The sequence below is a fragment of the Cognatishimia activa genome, from assembly GCF_017798205.1.
Classification (GTDB): Bacteria; Pseudomonadota; Alphaproteobacteria; order Rhodobacterales; family Rhodobacteraceae; genus Cognatishimia; species Cognatishimia activa_A.
Genome location: NZ_CP060010.1, coordinates 2,575,725 through 2,592,715 on the forward strand (window position 1 = coordinate 2,575,725; position 16,991 = coordinate 2,592,715).

The 16,991-nt window shown below is 57.8% G+C and carries 17 protein-coding genes; 12 read left to right on the top strand and 5 right to left on the bottom strand.

Annotated features, from left to right (window positions below; all coding sequences use genetic code 11):
• Window positions 1-226: 226 nt before the first annotated feature.
• The gene (locus tag HZ995_RS12645; RefSeq protein WP_209356009.1) at window positions 227-856 is read right to left on the bottom strand and encodes a Hint domain-containing protein; all 630 of its coding nucleotides are present in this window, start codon (window positions 854-856) and stop codon (window positions 227-229) included.
• Window positions 857-1,489: 633 nt separating this feature from the next.
• Between HZ995_RS12645 and dusA the strand changes: the two genes are divergently transcribed.
• The 5 genes from dusA (at window position 1,490) to HZ995_RS12670 (ending at window position 6,462) form a co-directional block, all read left to right on the top strand.
• Window positions 1,490-2,449, top strand: a complete 960-nt coding sequence (dusA, locus tag HZ995_RS12650) for a tRNA dihydrouridine(20/20a) synthase DusA (RefSeq protein ID WP_209358262.1) — start codon at window positions 1,490-1,492, stop codon at window positions 2,447-2,449.
• Between the two features lies 1 nt (window position 2,450).
• Window positions 2,451-3,275, top strand: a complete 825-nt coding sequence (locus HZ995_RS12655; protein ID WP_209356010.1) for a sulfite exporter TauE/SafE family protein — start codon at window positions 2,451-2,453, stop codon at window positions 3,273-3,275.
• Complete coding sequence (locus HZ995_RS12660; RefSeq protein WP_245168663.1) at window positions 3,265-4,065, top strand: hypothetical protein; 801 nt, start codon at window positions 3,265-3,267, stop codon at window positions 4,063-4,065. Before HZ995_RS12655 ends, HZ995_RS12660 begins: the two co-directional genes overlap by 11 nt.
• Before the next feature lie 169 nt (window positions 4,066-4,234).
• The gene (locus HZ995_RS16155; RefSeq protein WP_209356011.1) at window positions 4,235-5,266 is read left to right on the top strand and encodes a calcium-binding protein; all 1,032 of its coding nucleotides are present in this window, start codon (window positions 4,235-4,237) and stop codon (window positions 5,264-5,266) included.
• Window positions 5,267-5,640: 374 nt separating this feature from the next.
• Window positions 5,641-6,462, top strand: coding sequence for a calcium-binding protein (locus tag HZ995_RS12670; RefSeq protein ID WP_209356012.1), 822 nt, complete (start codon window positions 5,641-5,643; stop codon window positions 6,460-6,462).
• A 75-nt stretch (window positions 6,463-6,537) separates the two neighbouring features.
• Here HZ995_RS12670 and HZ995_RS12675 read toward each other — a convergent pair whose 3' ends face one another.
• Genes HZ995_RS12675 through ccmI form a run of 3 tightly spaced genes read right to left on the bottom strand, consistent with a single transcriptional unit; the run spans window position 6,538 to window position 8,478 of the window.
• Window positions 6,538-6,771 (bottom strand): DUF1289 domain-containing protein, encoded by a 234-nt coding sequence (locus HZ995_RS12675; protein ID WP_209356013.1) that lies wholly within the window; start codon window positions 6,769-6,771, stop codon window positions 6,538-6,540.
• 15 nt (window positions 6,772-6,786) lie between these two features.
• Window positions 6,787-7,260, bottom strand: a complete 474-nt coding sequence (gene ruvX / locus HZ995_RS12680; RefSeq protein ID WP_209356014.1) for a Holliday junction resolvase RuvX — start codon at window positions 7,258-7,260, stop codon at window positions 6,787-6,789.
• Entirely contained in the window at window positions 7,261-8,478 is a 1,218-nt protein-coding gene (gene ccmI / locus HZ995_RS12685; RefSeq protein WP_209356015.1) for a c-type cytochrome biogenesis protein CcmI, read from the bottom strand.
• A 173-nt stretch (window positions 8,479-8,651) separates the two neighbouring features.
• On the opposite strand from ccmI, the gene HZ995_RS12690 reads away from it, so the two are divergent.
• The 6 genes from HZ995_RS12690 to HZ995_RS12715 all read left to right on the top strand — a co-directional run bounded on the left by HZ995_RS12690 (window position 8,652) and on the right by HZ995_RS12715 (window position 14,762).
• Window positions 8,652-9,899, top strand: a complete 1,248-nt coding sequence (locus tag HZ995_RS12690; protein WP_209356016.1) for a sarcosine oxidase subunit beta family protein — start codon at window positions 8,652-8,654, stop codon at window positions 9,897-9,899.
• Window positions 9,899-10,081, top strand: a complete 183-nt coding sequence (locus HZ995_RS12695; protein WP_209356017.1) for a hypothetical protein — start codon at window positions 9,899-9,901, stop codon at window positions 10,079-10,081. Before HZ995_RS12690 ends, HZ995_RS12695 begins: the two co-directional genes overlap by 1 nt.
• Window positions 10,081-10,413, top strand: a complete 333-nt coding sequence (locus HZ995_RS12700; RefSeq protein WP_209356018.1) for a sarcosine oxidase subunit delta — start codon at window positions 10,081-10,083, stop codon at window positions 10,411-10,413. Before HZ995_RS12695 ends, HZ995_RS12700 begins: the two co-directional genes overlap by 1 nt.
• 71 nt (window positions 10,414-10,484) lie before the next feature.
• Window positions 10,485-13,496, top strand: a complete 3,012-nt coding sequence (locus HZ995_RS12705) for a sarcosine oxidase subunit alpha family protein (protein WP_209356019.1) — start codon at window positions 10,485-10,487, stop codon at window positions 13,494-13,496.
• Window positions 13,489-14,046, top strand: coding sequence for a sarcosine oxidase subunit gamma (locus tag HZ995_RS12710; RefSeq protein ID WP_209356020.1), 558 nt, complete (start codon window positions 13,489-13,491; stop codon window positions 14,044-14,046). The genes HZ995_RS12705 and HZ995_RS12710 overlap by 8 nt, the downstream gene beginning before the upstream one ends.
• A 116-nt stretch (window positions 14,047-14,162) precedes the next feature.
• On the top strand, window positions 14,163-14,762 hold the full coding sequence (locus HZ995_RS12715) for a superoxide dismutase (RefSeq protein ID WP_209356021.1): 600 nt from the start codon (window positions 14,163-14,165) through the stop codon (window positions 14,760-14,762).
• Window positions 14,763-14,843: 81 nt separating this feature from the next.
• Here the strand turns inward: HZ995_RS12715 and HZ995_RS12720 are convergent, their stop codons facing one another.
• Window positions 14,844-15,386, bottom strand: coding sequence for a TIGR00730 family Rossman fold protein (locus HZ995_RS12720; protein ID WP_209356022.1), 543 nt, complete (start codon window positions 15,384-15,386; stop codon window positions 14,844-14,846).
• A 99-nt stretch (window positions 15,387-15,485) separates the two neighbouring features.
• Here HZ995_RS12720 and HZ995_RS12725 point away from each other — a divergent pair, with 99 nt between their 5' ends.
• Window positions 15,486-16,922, top strand: a complete 1,437-nt coding sequence (locus HZ995_RS12725; protein ID WP_209356023.1) for a LysM peptidoglycan-binding domain-containing protein — start codon at window positions 15,486-15,488, stop codon at window positions 16,920-16,922.
• Window positions 16,923-16,991 lie beyond the last annotated feature (69 nt).

Consider the following 16,991-nt stretch of genomic DNA (forward strand, 5'->3'; position numbering starts at 1 on the left):
AAGCGGGATGGCTGACCTCGGAACATTGGGTAAAACGAAAGATACCCTCCGAAATTTGGACATTTTCAGATCGTACGAAAGCAAAATGCGGCGACAAAACCGTTAACTTGCGTGAAAAATGCGCGCGCGCTTAAAAATTAAGCAAATCACATCCCGCCTGAAAAAACAGCAGGCAGAAAAAAACGCGCCCCGAAGGACGCGTCAGTCACTGTTGGGGATAGTGAAGTTAATGCGTCCGCAGAAACACGGCTTCTCGTTTGTTGAGAGTGCGGCGGGCCGAGACAAACATGCCTAGGGTCTCGCGCTCGCGCAGTTCCGGGAAAATCTTGAAGATCTCGTCCTTTTGGGCGGTCTCTAGTGTGCCCAGCGAATAATCACCGGGCTGAAAGCTTTCGGACCAGGCACCGTTGCCCAGAATGACTTCGTGGTGCTCAAATAGAACATGGTGATAGCCCACACCGCCGATATTGACGCGTTTGACGCCCTTTTTGCCCAAAAGATGCTTGGCGGCGACCAGTGTTTCGCGCTCATCAAACACCAAAGCAGTGATGTCATTGGTGATAAGCATGCGGTGGTTGGGCGACACCAGAATATCGGTTTCAGGCGCGTTTGGTCCCAAGGCACCTGCCTTGATCAGGATCGGGCGCAGGTCTTCGTTGCGGTCCAGGTCCATTGACGAAAACTCACGATGACCGACCCAAGCGATTTCCTGAAGGCCATTGTCACGTGTGATAACTTTGTCACCGGGGCGCAGGGATTCGATGGCGCGCGTGCCCTTGCTGGTTGCGATCTGCGTACCGGTCGCAAAACAAATCGGAGGCCAAGGGGTGCCTTCACGGAGATCTTTGTCAGCCATTGTCGTGCCTACCTTTCACCTGACCTCGGGGGTTTGAGGTCGATTTACCCAGACTTGGGGCGCTTGGACGTCCCGGCGCGAAGATGCGATGACTGGCGGACCAGTATGTGCCGCTACATCGCGCTCGCGCGTTCTTGCGATCAGGTTAGGGGCGAAAGCGCGTTTCCCAAATGGGCAAGTCATCGGTCTTGCCTGCCAAATGACGAGTTTCTGCCCAAGTTTGGCCATATTTGCTGCGCGTGAATCTCGGTTTTGTTTCCGATGGTTGGACAATTTCGCCCGTATTGGGGGCAGTGAAACACGTTCTTGGCGAAACTCAACTTGGAAATGGAAACAATCCATTTGCATCTAGGGGGCCAGTGTTCCGCGTTAGGACTTAGTTAACTATATTTGGCTGATTGTTGCTGGCTTCATGGCAGTGCTCGGCTTTGCGCTTCATTGTTCACGAATTAGCGTTCCTGGGCCGCCACCATACTGGATGAGCCGCGCGTTTGATTCGAAGCTTTCCTCGATCTCTCTTGTCTGAGACCCGACACAGGTGTAACCCCGATCGTTGAACCAGCATCAGCTATTCAGAGGCAAACCGTGACCCACCCCGATCTAGCAACATCCGCGCGGCTCTCTGTGGCCCCGATGATGGATTGGACAGACCGTCATTGCCGCTTTCTGCACCGTCTCTTGTCGCGCGAAACGCTGCTTTACACGGAAATGGTTACCGCGCCGGCTTTGGTGCGGGGTGGGGCGCTGCATCTCTTGGACTATTCGCAAGAGGAGCATCCGGTTGCGCTGCAGCTGGGTGGATCGGATCCGGCCGAACTGGCGCAGGCCGCCAAAATGGGCGCAGACGCCGGCTATGATGAGATCAACCTGAACGTCGGCTGCCCCTCTGATCGCGTGCAATCGGGCACATTTGGCGCGGTTCTGATGCGCCAGCCTGATTTGGTCGCAGATTGTGTTGCCGCGATGCAGGATGCTGTGGACGTTGAGGTCACGGTGAAATGCCGCATCGGCGTGGATGATCAAGAGCCCGAAGAGATCCTGCCACAGTTTCTGGAAACCATTGCGAGGCGGGGCATCACGCGGCTCACAATCCACGCGCGCAAGGCCTGGCTGCAGGGGCTGTCTCCGAAAGAAAACCGGGATATCCCGCCGCTGGACTATCCGCTTGTCCATCGCATGAAAGCGCAATTCCCAGAGCTGCATCTGTCGATCAACGGCGGCATTGCGACGCTGGATGAGGCGCTTTTGCATCTTGAGGCGGGGTTGGATGGCGTCATGATCGGGCGCGCGGCCTATCACAGCCCGTCCGACATTCTTGTTGAGGCCGACACGCGTATCTATGGCACAGATCACCATATCACAGCCCAAGACGCCGTCCGGGCCATGTTGCCTTATATCGAAAGCCACCTAAGTTCTGGCGGGCGGCTGCATCAGGTCTCGCGCCATATGTTGGGCCTGTTCGCGGGTCGTCCCGGCGCGCGTTTGTGGCGGCGGGTGTTGTCCGAAGGTGCAAGCAAGGTGGGCGCAGGTCCAGAACTGGTGCTAGACGCCCTGAGCCACGTCGAAAATGCCGCCCTCGCGGTAGGAGAGTAAAATGCCAGAGATGAGTTTACTGTTGCCCTTGCTGGCTTTCCTGCTTGCCATCGGAGCCTTTGCTGGCGTGCTCGCAGGTCTTTTGGGGGTCGGCGGCGGCATCGTTCTTGTCCCTGCATTTTTCTATAGCTTTCAGGTGCTTGGCTATGAGGGACCGCAGTTGATGCAGGTCTGCCTCGCAACCTCGTTGGCAACGATTGTCGTGACCTCTGTGCGCTCTGTGATGAGCCACAACAAGAAAGGCGCGGTCGATTGGGAGATCCTGAAAAGCTGGGCGCCGGGCATTGCCATTGGGGCCATTGTCGGCGTGGCTGTTGCCTCGAACCTACGCTCAGATGTGTTGCAAGGGATATTTGGCGTGCTTGCGATGATCGTCGGGCTCTATATGGGGTTTGGCCGGTCAGAATGGCGTTTGGGTCCAGAGATGCCCAAGGGTGCGCGCCGTGCGGTCATGAGCCCCTCGGTTGGGTTTCTGTCGGTGCTTATGGGCATTGGCGGCGGCAGTTTCGGAGTGCCTCTAATGTCTTTGCACAATGTGCCGATCCACCGTGCTGTTGCGACTGCGGCTGGGTTTGGTCTGGTGATCGCAGTGCCGGGCGTTATCGGTTTTCTGATGCTCGAGGTCGATCCGGCCTCTAAACCGCCATTCACCATCGGCGCGGTCAACCTGATCGCTTTTGCTATTATCGTGGCCATGACACTGATCACCGCGCCTTGGGGCGTGAAACTGGCCCATAGCTTGGACCCAAAACCCTTGAAACGCGTATTTGCCGTGTTCCTTGTGCTTGTGTCTATCAACATGCTGCGGCGTAGCTTTGGGATCTGATCTGAGCCCTCAAGACCATTTCGCGCAGCGCGGCTGGCTGCGGTTTTCTTATGATCCGCAGTTGGCGGCTTGGGCCACAGCGGCGCGACGCGCGGGGCAAGCGGCAGCGCAGGATCCCAAGCACGCGCATTGGTGGCAATGCGGCGACACGTGGTTTGTTGGGGTCGATGTGCTTGAAAATGATACCGCTGGAGCGATCAACGGCGTCGCCCTGGGCGAGAAATTGCTACAGCACCTCAGCACCCTCTTCGGGGATCTGCCCGATTTCCACCCCGCGCAGGTGTCGATCATCAAACCTGGATACCCCAAGCCCCGCGACGGAGAGACTGAGGCCGCCTTCGGCTATCGCCTCAGACGCGATGCGGCCCATGTGGACGGGCCGCGCTTGAACAGAGACACCGGTGCGCGCGTCTGCGACGAATATCATCAGTTCATTCTGGGTCTGCCCTTGAACGAGGCCAGCGCCACCGCGAGTCCGATGGTTCTCTGGGATGGAAGCCACCACATCATGCAGCGTGCTTTGGCGACCGCATTGGCCGAGCATCCGCGCGCCGATTGGCCCAAGGCCGACATTTCCGAGCCCTATAAAGCCGCGCGGCGTGAGGTGTTTGACACATGCACCCGCATCGAACTCGCGGTCAGACCCGGCGAAGCCTATGTGATCCACCGCCACCTTTTGCATGGTGTCGCACCTTGGGGGCAGGGAGCAACGGCTGATCCGGAGGGGCGTATGATCGCCTATTTCCGTCCCGAGATGGTTGGCGGACTCGGTGACTGGATTACATTCTAAAAATCATATGTTTTCAGAGCTTTAGGCTGATTGTCGCGAGCCGCGGAACAGTTTCAGACGGCACCCATTGAGTGTTTCCATTTCACAGGCCGCTTTGGGGCTAAAATTTGTCTTTTGTTAATAATTGCGGCGATTTCGAGGCAGTGGCGATTTATTAACGAGGATTATCATGCACCACATTATGTACTTATTGTGCTGCCTCACTGTGGGCGCAGGACTGTTCTTTCTGGTTGATTTCGTAAGTGATGAAATCTCGGACAACGATGACGACGACACCGGCAGCGGTGACGACGACATGCCAATTGATGACGGCACAGGGGATGGTGACGACGGCATGGATGACGGCATGGACGACGACGACGGCATGGATGATGATATGGGTGACGGCACAGGGGATGGTGACGACGGCATGGATGACGGCATGGACGACGACGACGGCATGGATGATGATATGGGTGACGACACAGGGGACGGTGGCGACGACGATGGTGGTGATGGCGGGGACGACCATGACGACATCACCATCGTGCCCGGCACTGATGGCGACGACACGCTTCAGGGCGGCGCGGGCAACGATCAGCTGCAAGGTGGGCTTGGCGATGACGTGCTCTTTGGTGGCGACTCTGACGACTCGCTCTTTGGCGCACGTGGTCAGGATTCGCTTTACGGCGAAGGCGGTCAGGACCACCTCTATGGCGGCGTAGGCAGCGACTTGCTGGACGGCGGCACTGAAGGCGACACGCTTGTCGGCGGTCTTGGCGAGGACACAATGCTGGGCGGCGCAGGGGATGACGTGCTCGTCGGCTTCATGGACTCGCGGATCGATGACGTCAAAGACGCCTCAGACCTTCTGGACCGGGACATCTTGGATGGTGGCGATGGTATGGACCGACTGCTCATGGGCAGCGGAGATACGGCCACCGGTGGCGCGGATGCAGATGTCTTTGTGACCGGCGCTTACGTTGACGCGGCTAATGTGCCTGTGGTCACGGACTTCACTCCGGGCGAAGACGTGCTTGAGGTCGAGATCCTGCCGGGTGCTGACTACACAATCACCGTTGAGCCTGCGTCCTCTGCAGGAGGCTCTGTGATCCTTCTGGATGGGGTGCCCGTGGCACGGCTGAATGTCGCCCCGACAGATATCACTGCAACGAATGTGGTGGCCGTAGAGAATCCAAATCTTACCTCAGATGCGGCCTAACCATGCGTGGCCGAATTTGTTGGAAATTGTAAAGAAATCCGCAGATTCGGCCAAAATTAACACGTTTAGCGTGCAAACATGTGGATAATGTAGAAGAGTTCTGCGGGCCGATGGCCCGCTTTCGTATGTGCTGAGGCGCTGAAATCAGCGTTTTCCAGCGCAATTTATGCCTCTGCCGCGACCTTCATACACCAGAGTTAACATATCATTTCTGCATTCCCGAAACTTGGTGGTGCATTGTTCGCCTCAGGTAAACAGTTCGCCGACGAGCCGTCATTCGTTTCATCAATCTGCATCGAACTCACCAATAGCTTGCAGGACTGTCGAAAGTGCGGTGAAACCTATCCAAAGGCATATTTTAGAAAGAGATTGCTATGGAGCTTTTGGTATTGCTCGGCCTCGTGGCCGTAGGTGTTACGCTGTCCTCGCTTGTTGATTTTGGAAGCGACGAAGAGGAAACGATCACCCGGACAGATGGAACAGAGGGCGATGATACGCTCACCGGCGGAGACGGCCGGGATCTTCTTCTTGGCGCTGCGGGTGCAGACATTCTGGACGGTGGCGCAGGCAATGACCAACTGGAGGGCGGCATTGGCGACGATCTTTTGCGGGGTGGTGCAGGCGATGACGTGCTTTTGGCGGCACGCGGTGAAGATACTCTGTTTGGTGGAGATGGCGTGGACCTGTTGTACGGTGGCGTCGGCGATGATTCCTTGTCCGGTGATGCCGGTGATGACCTCTTAGAAGGTGGACGGGGCGCGGATACTCTAAATGGAGGAGCCGGAAGTGACCTCTTGTGGGGGATTCTCGATTCTAGTCGCGTGGATGATGTTATTGATGCAACCGACATCGTAGATGCGGATCGCCTAGAGGGCGGTGCTGGAAGTGATCTTCTATTCCTGGGCAGTGGAGACGTCGCAAATGGCGGTGCCGATCGCGATGCTTTCCTAACTGGGGTTTACGTCGATGGCTCTGCACCGCCGGTGATTGAAGACTTTGTTCCCGGTGAAGATATTCTGGCCATTCAAGTCCCAACAGCGGCAACTGTGAGCGTGGCTATCACCGCTGACGCTGGTGCGGCCGTCGTGAGCGCCAACGGACAGGTTGTCGCCCGTCTTGATGGGGCTGCTGGAACCGTGACTCTTGCTGATATCCGCGTTGTTGAAAACGAAGCTATTCAGTCAATTGTGGCTTAAGTTCTTGAAAATGTTTAAAATATAGAACGCACGCGTGGAGCCGGTTTCACGTTATACTTGGCTCTTGCCTGTGCTTCACTTAAGCCGCGCTGCGCGTCCACCGCGGCGTTTTTTCAGCCGGGGTGCGCGATCTGGCAGCTCTGCCATGATCTCGGCGCGTTCATCGTCCGAAAATTTCGACCAGGCGCCAATCTCGTCGATAGACCGATAGCATCCGGTACAAATCCGCTCCGTCGGATGGATGACACAGATCTGAATACAGGGGCTGTCAATTTCGTTGCGTTTCCAGACCCGAGATTTCTCGTTCATTAGGGTATTCCCATCCTAGCTGCGGCGCAGGTGACCCAAACGGTCCAGCACACCTTGAAGGATATAGGACGCCGCCACGTGATCGATAACCTCTGAGCGACGTTTTCGTGACGTATCCCCCTCTAAAAGCGCGCGTTCGGCGGCCACGGTGGAGAGGCGCTCGTCCCAGAAGGTGATTGGGATCTCGATCAGTTTCTCCAGATTGCGGGCAAAGGCGCGGGTGGATTGCGCGCGCGGGCCTTCGGTGCCGTCCATGTTCAGCGGCAATCCCAAAACGACTGCGCCGATATTGCGTTCTGCGATGATCTGCAAAAGTCGCTCGGCGTCCTGCGTGAATTTCTTGCGTTTTATTGTTTCCAGCGGCGTGGCAACAGATTGCATCCCATCTGACACGGCGACCCCGATGGTTTTGGTGCCAAGATCCAAGCCCATCATCGCCTGCATCACAGGGATTTCCTGCGCCTGTGCGTTCAGATCGTCTAAAATCATCTATTCTTCCGTAAGGCCCGCATTGGCAGCGGCTTGGTTGATCATGGCCAAGCCTTCCGGCGTCTCTTTAAAAAGATCCTGCGCCTCTGTCCAAATGTCTTTTGCGTCGCCTGTGCGGCCCAAAACGCCCAGGGCGTTTATCAACTGAGCCCATTCCTGCGCGGATCCACCTTCCGAGGCCAGTCTGTCCGACAGGCTCGCTACCATGCCCTCGATCATTGCAGCCCTATCAGTCGCACTAAGCGACTCGGCGGCGGCGATATCTTCTGCGGATGGTCCGCGCGGGGCAGGCGGGTCGTATCGCACGCCTGCGATCCAGGCGAGATCGTCGATATTGGACCTAATAGGCGCGATCCAGGGCGCGTTCTCGGGGCCTTCTTCCAGCAATACGCGCCAGAAGCGGAAGGTCAGATCAGGACGTCCGGTCTGCATCATCAACAGGCCCGTGTAATAGCGCGCAAACCCGTTTTGAGGCTCGCGCCGGATTGCCTCGCTCAGAGCGTCCTCGGCTTCGGGCGAGATATAGCCCTGCGCCGCGATCATGTAATAATCTGCCAAGGTGAGATAATCGTTGGTCTCGACCGCGTCGCCTTTCAGCTCAATGATGCGGTTCTGGGCCGCATAGGCACGGGTATAATTGCCCAATGAAGCCTCATTGCGCGCCAATAGCTGAAAGCCTCGCAGATCGTCAGGACGTTCTTTAACAACGTCCCGTAACTGTTCGACAAGGTTCAATAAACTTGGATCAGGATCTGGCGAGGTGGCCACAGGCATTTGCGCTTCAAACGCGGCCTGAGACAGCCGTGTGCTGGCAAGATCACGTGCCTCTTGAAGCCGGTTTTCCAACGGCATATCGCCCATCTGAGGTTTGCCAAGATAGCTATAGAGCCCAAGCCCGCCAGCCGTCACAAGAATGGCGGTCAGGGTCAGTCCGCCCCAGGTTTCCACACCCGTCCGCGCACCCTTGGCAGCGACTGATTTTGCCGCCGCATCCGCGGCCAGAAGACGACGGGAAATCTCGGTTCTGGTCCGCTCTGCCTCAGCCTCGCCCAATACGCCACGGGCCACGTCGCGATCCACTTCGCTCAGCTGGTCGCGATAGACCTGCACATCATAGGCCGCCGCGTCTACTTCGCCGTCCTGACCGCGCAATAGGCTGCGCCCCAAAAGCGCGGCCACCAAAGCCGAGATCAATACCGCGATCAGCCAGAATTCCATCGTACATCCTCGTGTTATGCCCCCCTGATGTAACCTCGCAGGGCTCGACAAAAAAGAGGAAGCGCTATTTGTCGTCACAATGTCGCAACTTGGCGCAAAAGGGACGGTTTGACTGGGGCCGATTTCTTGCCCATGAGTCACATGGATAAAAACACCACAATTGGATGCTTTGGATGAAACGCTACTCTGCATTTGCCATCGCCCGCGAGGCCCTGCGCTTTCACAGCGGCTGGGAACGCGCCTGGCGCAGCCCCGAGCCGAAAAAGAAATACGACGTCATCATTGTCGGAGCGGGGGGCCATGGTCTGGCCACGGCCTACTATTTGGGCAAGAATTTCGGCATCACCAATGTGGCGATTATCGAAAAAGGCTGGCTTGGTGGCGGCAACACCGGTCGGAACACCACGATCATCCGCTCGAACTATCTGCAGGACAGCTCGGCCGCCTTGTACGAAAAGGCGCGCAGCCTTTATGAGACCCTGTCTCAAGACCTGAACTACAACGTCATGTTCTCCCCGCGCGGCGTGATGATGCTGGCGCAGACCGAACATGAGGTCCGCGGCTATCAGCGCACGGCGCATGCAAACGCTTTGCAGGGCGTGCAGACAGAATTTATCGGACCCGAAAAGGTCAAAGAACTCTGCCCGATCATGAATATCTCGGGGCCACGCTATCCGGTGCTGGGTGCGCTTTGGCAGGCGCGAGGCGGTACTGGCCGTCACGATGCGGTAGCCTGGGGCTATGCGCGCGCCTGTTCCGACATGGGCATGGACATCATCCAGAAATGCGAAGTCATTGGCGTGCGCTCAGAAGGCGGCAAAGTCAAAGGCGTTGACACCACCAAAGGCCCGATTGATTGCGATAAGCTCGGCCTTGTGGTCGCCGGCAACTCGGGCGCGCTGGCCGAAATGGCTGGCTTCCGTCTTCCGATGGAGTCCGTCGCCCTTCAGGCGCTGGTCTCCGAGCCGATCAAACCCTGCATGGATGTCGTGGTCATGGCCAACACAGTGCATGGCTACATGAGCCAGTCTGACAAAGGCGAAATGGTTATCGGTGGCGGCACCGACGGGTTTAACAACTACACCCAACGCGGCTCTTTCCATCACATCGAGGAAACCGTGCGTGCGCTGGTTGAAACCTTCCCGATGATCTCGCGACTGAAAATGCTGCGCCAATGGGGCGGTATCGTGGATGTGACTGGCGACCGCTCGCCAGTCATTGGCAAAACGCCTCTGGGCAACTGCTTTATCAACGCAGGCTGGGGCACCGGCGGCTTCAAAGCCATCCCGGGCGGCGGCTGGGCGACAGCGGAACTGATCGCCAAGGGTGAGCCCGGACCGTTGTCAGCGGAATTCGGCATGGAACGCTTTATCGAAGGCCGCTTCATCGACGAGAGCGTCGCAGCAGGGGTGGCGCACTGATGGAAACCCCAATCGCTGGCGCAACACTGGGTGTCATGATCGGTGCCATTTTCGGCAACGGAAGCCGTATTGTCGGCGGCCTGATCGGAGGCGTCTCCGGTTTTTGGCTATGCGTCGCTCTTGCGGGCTGCATTGGCGGCCTGCTTGGCGAGATTGTAAGACTTAGAAAGGAGGCCCGCTGATGCTCGTCCTTACCTGCCCATATTGCGGCGTCACCGCCGAAGAAACCGAATTCCACGCCGAGGGCGAAGCGCATCTGAAACGCTTTGGCCCAGGCTCCAAGGACGAGGACTTCGAGGCCTATCTCTTCATGCGCGAAAACCCCAAGGGCGTGCATCTGGAGCGCTGGCGTCACCAGAACGGCTGCGGCAAATACTTCCACGCCGCGCGCTGCACCATGACGCTTGAGGTATTCGGCACTTATCCCGCCCAAACCTATGAACCGCCCCAAGTGATCAAAGACAAGATCGCCGCCAAACACCCCAATTGGACATGGCGCGAGTTCACGCTGTGATCCTTTCTCTTGCGACAAATATCCCCGCCGGAGGCAATCCGGCCTCTCAACCCGAAGCAAAGGGCTGACACATGAGCACAAGACTTTCCACAGGCGGCAGCCTCCTCAATCGGGGCAAAGCCATCGAATTTACCTTCAACGGCAAACGCCTGAAGGGCTTTGAAGGCGACACGCTCGCCTCAGCCCTTCTGGCCAATGACCAGATGCTGGTGGGCCGCTCGTTCAAATACCACCGCCCGCGCGGCATCGTCGCGAGCGGGGCCGAAGAGCCCAACGCTCTGGTCAATCTGGGCGAGAACGGCAAGTTTGAGCCCAACCAACGCGCCACCACGACCGAGCTGTTTCATGGCCTCACTGCCACCAGCCAAAACCACTGGCCGAGCCTTGAGTTCGACATCGGTGCGCTCAACAGCTTTGCCTCGCGCTTTATGCCAGCAGGGTTTTATTATAAAACCTTCCTCTTCCCGCGCTTTGCCTGGAAACATCTGTTTGAGCCTTTCATCCGTCAGGCCGCAGGCCTTGGTAAAGCGCCCAAAGAGCGCGATGCGGACACTTACGAGCATTTCTATGCCTTCTATGACGTCGTGGTCATCGGCGGCGGCGTTGCGGGGCTGCAGGCGGCCAAAGTGGCGGCCAAGGGCGGCGCTAAAGTTCTGTTGATCGAGCAAGACGCCTCCTGGGGTGGTCGCGCAATCATTGATGGCGGCGAGATCGACGGCAAATCCGCTGAGGATTTCGTGGCCGAGACGCTCAATGAGCTGAAAGCCAATGAAAACGTCACCCTGCGCACCCGCATGATGGGGGCAGGGGTTTATGACCACGGCTACGTGCTGGGCTATGAACGTGTCGCCGATCACGCGCCAACCCAAGGTGGTCCTCGTCACCGTCTGTGGCGCATCCGAGCCGGTCAGATCGTGACCGCAACCGGCGCCATCGAACGCCCGCTGTCGTTTGCAGGCAACGATATTCCCGGAGTTATGCTGGCCTCTGCCGTACGCGATTATGTCACCGGCTATGGCGTCTCAATCGGAGACCGCACCGTCGTTGTCACCAACAACGACGACGCTTATCGCACGGCAATTGCTCTGAAAAACGCAGGTCTCGAAGTGCCTGCGATCATCGACGCGCGCGCCTCTGGCGGCGGCTCTTTGATGGACGAGGCCAAGGCGCTCGGCATTCGTGTCGAGACCGGCAAGGGCATCGCCAAAGTAAAAGGCGGCAAGCGCGTGACCGGCGTTGCGATCTGCGCGCAGGCGGGCGAGGGCTCGGTTCTGGAAGAGATCAAATGCGACGCGGTCGCGATGTCCGGCGGTTGGTCGCCTGTTGTGCACCTCTGGTCGCACTGTGGTGGCAAGCTCAACTGGGATGAGGTGCAAAACCACTTTGCGCCAGACGCCTCCCGCGGTCCGACCAACCAGAATGGCGACGTCTTTGTGATCCCAGCCGGGGCAGCGAATGGCCCGATCTCTCTGGGCGATGTGCTGGCGGACGCCACAGAGGCGGGCAAACAAGCGGCCAAGATGGTTGGCAAGCCTGCGAAATCGGTGAAAGCGCCGAAGGTTGAAGACGTTGCCGAGGCGGCGATGGAACCCGTCTGGCTCATGCCACAGGGTGCCTCTGCCAAGCTGCGTGCGAAATCCTGGCTGGATTATCAGAACGACGTCAAAGTCTCTGACGTGCGCCTCGCCGCCCAAGAGGGCTATGAAAGTGTCGAGCACACCAAACGCTACACCACGCTCGGAATGGCGACCGACCAAGGGAAGCTCAGCAATATCAACGGCCTGGCGACGCTAGCGGGTCAATTGAACGCGCCAATCCCTGCAGTTGGTACCACGACCTTCCGTCCGCCCTATACCCCGATTTCCATGGGGTCCATCGGCGGCGAAGCCCGTGGCGATATCTTCCAGCCGATCCGCCGCACGCCAATCCACGAATGGCACGAAGCGCAAGGTGCTTTCTTCGAACCTGTGAGCCAATGGCGTCGCCCGTACTGCTTCCCGAAAGCAGGCGAGAGCCACGCGGACGCAGTCAAACGCGAGATCAACCAGACCCGCAGCTCTTTGGGCATGCTCGATGCATCCACCCTCGGCAAACTCGTGGTCAAAGGGCCGGATGCGGGCAAGTTCCTAGACATGCTCTACACCAATATGATGAGCACGCTGAAGGTCGGCAAATGCCGCTATGGCCTGATGTGTAACGAGAACGGCTTTCTGATCGATGACGGCGTGGTTGCGCGCATTGATGATGAGACCTTCCTCTGCCACACCACCACCGGCGGGGCCGAGCGCATTCACGGCTGGATGGAAGACTGGCTGCAGTGCGAATGGTGGGATTGGAACGTCTATGTCGCCAATGTCACCGAGCAATTGGCGCAGATCGCAGTGGTCGGCCCGAATGCACGCAAAGTGCTGGAAAAGTTGGGTGGCATGGATGTCTCTGCCGAGGCGCTGCCGTTCATGGAATGGCGTGACGGCAAGATCGGCGACTTCGACGCGCGGGCCTACCGGATCTCTTTCTCGGGCGAACTGTCCTACGAGATTGCGGTTCCGGCCAGCCAGGGTCGTGCCTTCTGGGATGCTCTGCTCGAAGCAGGCGAAGAGTTCGGCGTCATGCCTTACGGCACCGAAGCGCTCCACGTGATGCGGGCCGAGAAGGGCTTTATTATGATCGGAGACGAGACCGACGGCACCGTGATCCCTCAGGATCTCAATATGCAGTGGGCGATTTCCAAGAAGAAAGAGGATTTCCTCGGCAAACGTGCACAAGAACGCGCGCACATGGCTTCGGGCGATCGCTGGAAGCTGGTCGGTCTGGAAACGCTGGATGGGTCGGTTATCCCTGATGGGGCGTATATCCCATCGGCAGGAAACAACGCCAATGGGCAGCGTAATGTTCAGGGGCGGATCACCTCGACCTATTATTCCCCAACGCTGGATCGCGGCATTGCGATGGCTCTGGTCCATAAGGGCCCGGATCGCATGGGCGAAGTTCTGGATATTCCGAAGCTTGACGGCACCAGCGTGAAAGCACGCATCGTCGATCAGGTTTTCTATGACAAGGACGGAGAAAAGCAAAATGTCTAATCTTGTCAGCGCATTGAATGGCGTCAAAGCCAAAGGCTTCGCCGAAGTCTCGGAACTTGGGCTGTCCGGCATGATCACCCTGCGTGGGGATCTGCAGAGCAAAGAAATGGCGAAAGCCATCAAAGACGCAACCGGCGCGAAGGTGCCGGCCACACGGAAGGTTTCTTTTGGCGACAAAGGATCCGTAGCGTGGATGTCTCCGGATGAACTGTTGGTTCTGGTGGGCTATGCCGCAACGGGTGAGGCCAAAGCAGCGCTTCAAGCGGCTTTGGCGGGTCAGCATTTCCTGGCCGAAGTTGTATCGGACGCGCGTGCGCATTTCCGTATCAGCGGCGATGCGGCGCATGAGGCTCTGTCTAAAGTCATGCCTGTGGATTTCAGCACCTTTGAGGCCGGAGATTTCCGCCGGTCTCGTCTATCGCAGGTCGCGGCGGCTGTGTGGAAAACAGAAAGCGGTGACTATGAGCTCGTCTGCTTCCGCTCGGTAGCGCAATATGTGTTTGATGTGTTGAGAACGGCATCGACCAAAGGTTCAGAGGTTGCCGTTTAACCGCGCCGCTGAGCCGATACACCTATTTGAACCAAATAGAGCGCTTTTGCCTTGACCTTTTAGGGCAAAAGCTCACATCTAGCGTAAGAGACCGCTTGAACTTTTAGGAGGCCGAAATGGCATTTGAACTCCCCGATCTTCCTTACGCACATGACGCTCTGGCCGAGTTTGGCATGTCCGCTGAGACCCTAGAATACCACCACGATCTGCACCACAACGCCTATGTGACCAATGGCAATGCGGCCATCGCAGGCACCGAGTGGGACGGCAAGTCCCTCGAAGAGATTATTGTCGGCACTTACGACAAATCTGCGGTCGCGCAGAACGGCATCTTCAATAACATCTCTCAGCTGTGGAACCACAACCAGTTCTGGGAAATGATGGGCCCTGGCAAATCCGCAATGCCTTCTGAATTGGAAGCGGCGCTGGTTGAGAACTTCGGTTCCGTTGACGACTTCAAATCCCAATTCTCTGCGGCAGGCGCAGGTCAGTTCGGTTCTGGCTGGGCGTGGCTCGTGAAAAACGCAGACGGCTCGCTGGCGGTCACCAAGACCGAGAACGGCGTGAACCCGCTCTGTTTCGGTCAAACCGCTCTGCTGGGTTGCGACGTGTGGGAGCATTCCTACTACATCGATTTCCGCAACAAGCGTCCGGCTTACTTGACCAACTTCCTGGACAACCTGGTCAACTGGGAAAATGTTGCGTCCCGCATGTGATTTTGGGTCACCTGAATAAAAGAAACGCCCCGCCATTTGGTGGGGCGTTTTCTTTTTGGATATTTGTGGCAAGAGAAAGAGTTAGGCGTCGAGATCTTCAATGATCTCAGCGGGTGTTGAGACCGGTTTGATCAGGGTTTTCAAGCTGTTGCTCGCAAAGCCTTGCTCGATAACATGATCGATAAGGTCTAGAAGTTTGTCCCAATAGCCTTCAGTGTTCACGACATAGATCGGCTTTTCGTGCAGGCCGAGCTGCCGCCAGGTGAGCACCTCAAAGAGCTCGTCCAGCGACCCCGCGCCGCCGGGCAGCACGACAATCACGTCGCCTTCTTCATACATGCGTGTCTTGCGCGCGTGCATGTCTTTGGTGACCACATATTCGGTCAGATCGCGCTTGCCGACTTCAGCCTTTTCCAGATGTTCTGGGATGACGCCAAAGGTCTTGGCTCCGGCCTCCTGAGCCGCGCGGGCGACGGTGCCCATAAGCCCCACGTCTCCGGCGCCATAGACCAGCCGCCAACCGTTTTCGCCAATCGCTTGGCCCATCTCTATCGCCGCCGCCTCATATTCAGGCTTTGCGCCCAAGCGAGAGCCGCAGAAAACGCAAATCGACAGTTTTGCCATGGTTGATCTCAAATTAAGGAATCTGTTTTGACCACCGTATCCCTTGTTGATACTGTCCCTCAACCGAGGGGACTGCAAAAATTACTGGGAAGACCGTGAATGTCTAAAATGGGATCAGCTGCGTCTGGGCAGACGTTGTTATTGGCAGGGATTGCCGTGGTCGTCGTGTCTGGCGCGGTCTATACCTCGGGCGTTTTCGCGCCCGCCAGCCTGCCGCAGCAAAGCGCACCGGTCGAGCCTGTGGTTCAGGTAGAACCTGAGACGCCTGTGGTGGTTGAAGCGACGCCTGAGGTGGTGCCTGAGGCCACGCCTGAGCCTGAGGTCGTGGCACTGATCAAGCCGAGTTTTGATCTGGTGCGCATTGCGCCGGATGGGGCGGGACAGGTGGCCGGAACAGCGGAGCCGGGTGCCGTCGTTGCGATCCTTTTGGACGGCGCCACTCTGAGTGAGGTTGAAGTCGGTCGCGACGGAAAGTTCTTTGGATTCATCGCCTTGGAGGCGAGCCTTGAGCCACGCGTCATGAGCCTTTTGCAGACCATTGATGGCGAAGAGCTGTATTCTGACGCCACCGTGATCATTGCGCCAAGCGCGCCTGTTGTGGCGGGAACGCTAGAGGAGAGCACCGAAGAGACGGTTCTTGCCTTGGCGGAACCAGTGGCGACGGCGCAGCCTGAATCTGCCGAGACCGAGCCTGAGGCGGAGGTCGCTGCCGCAGCGCCAGTGGTGGATAGCGGCTCGGAAGAGGCTCCGGTTGTTGCAGAGACAACTGAGGCCGTTTCAACTGCCGTTGAAACCGCAGTTGCTGAAGTGGAAGACACCGTCGAGACAACTGTCGAGACCGCGGTCGAAACCGTTGCGGCGGCTGTCGCAACTGCGCCTGCGGTGACCGTTGAGACGAGTGAAGAGACACCAACGGAAGTGGCGGTTGTGACCGAGGAGGTTGCAACGCCTGAAGCGCTTGCCGAGCCAGAGCAACCTGCAGCCTCTCCGGTTGTGATCATCGCGGACAGCAGCGGTGCACGCGTGTTGCAAAGCCCGACATCACCAGAGCTTGCGCCAGAGGTGCAGGCCACCGTTGCGATTGACTCGATCAGCTATTCTGATTTGGGCGAAGTCCAGGTGGCAGGGACCTCTCCGAGCGGGGATTTCGTGCGGATCTATCTGGACAATGAGCTCAGCTCGACCGCGCGGATTGCGCAAAGCGGCCTTTGGGAGTTGAAGCTGCCGGATGTGGCGCCCGGCGTTTATACGCTGCGGGTGGATCAGGTATCGGATGCGGGCGAAGTGGTGTCTCGGGTTGAGACGCCGTTTAAGCGCGAGCCGAGTGAGAAGCTGGTTGAGGCCACGCAAGAGATCGACATCAAAAAGGTTCTGGCGGTCACAGTACAGCCAGGCATGACGCTTTGGGCGATTTCCAAGGAAAACTACGGCGACGGACGCCTGTATGTGCAGGTCTTTGAGGCCAACAAAGACCGGATCCGCAACCCGGATCTGATTTATCCGGGGCAGGTTTTCACCGTTCCGGAACAGAACTAAAGCCAGCGCCGCCCTTTAAGGCGGCGTTTGTTTTTGAGTATTTTTAGCAAGATGAAATATGGGGCGTTC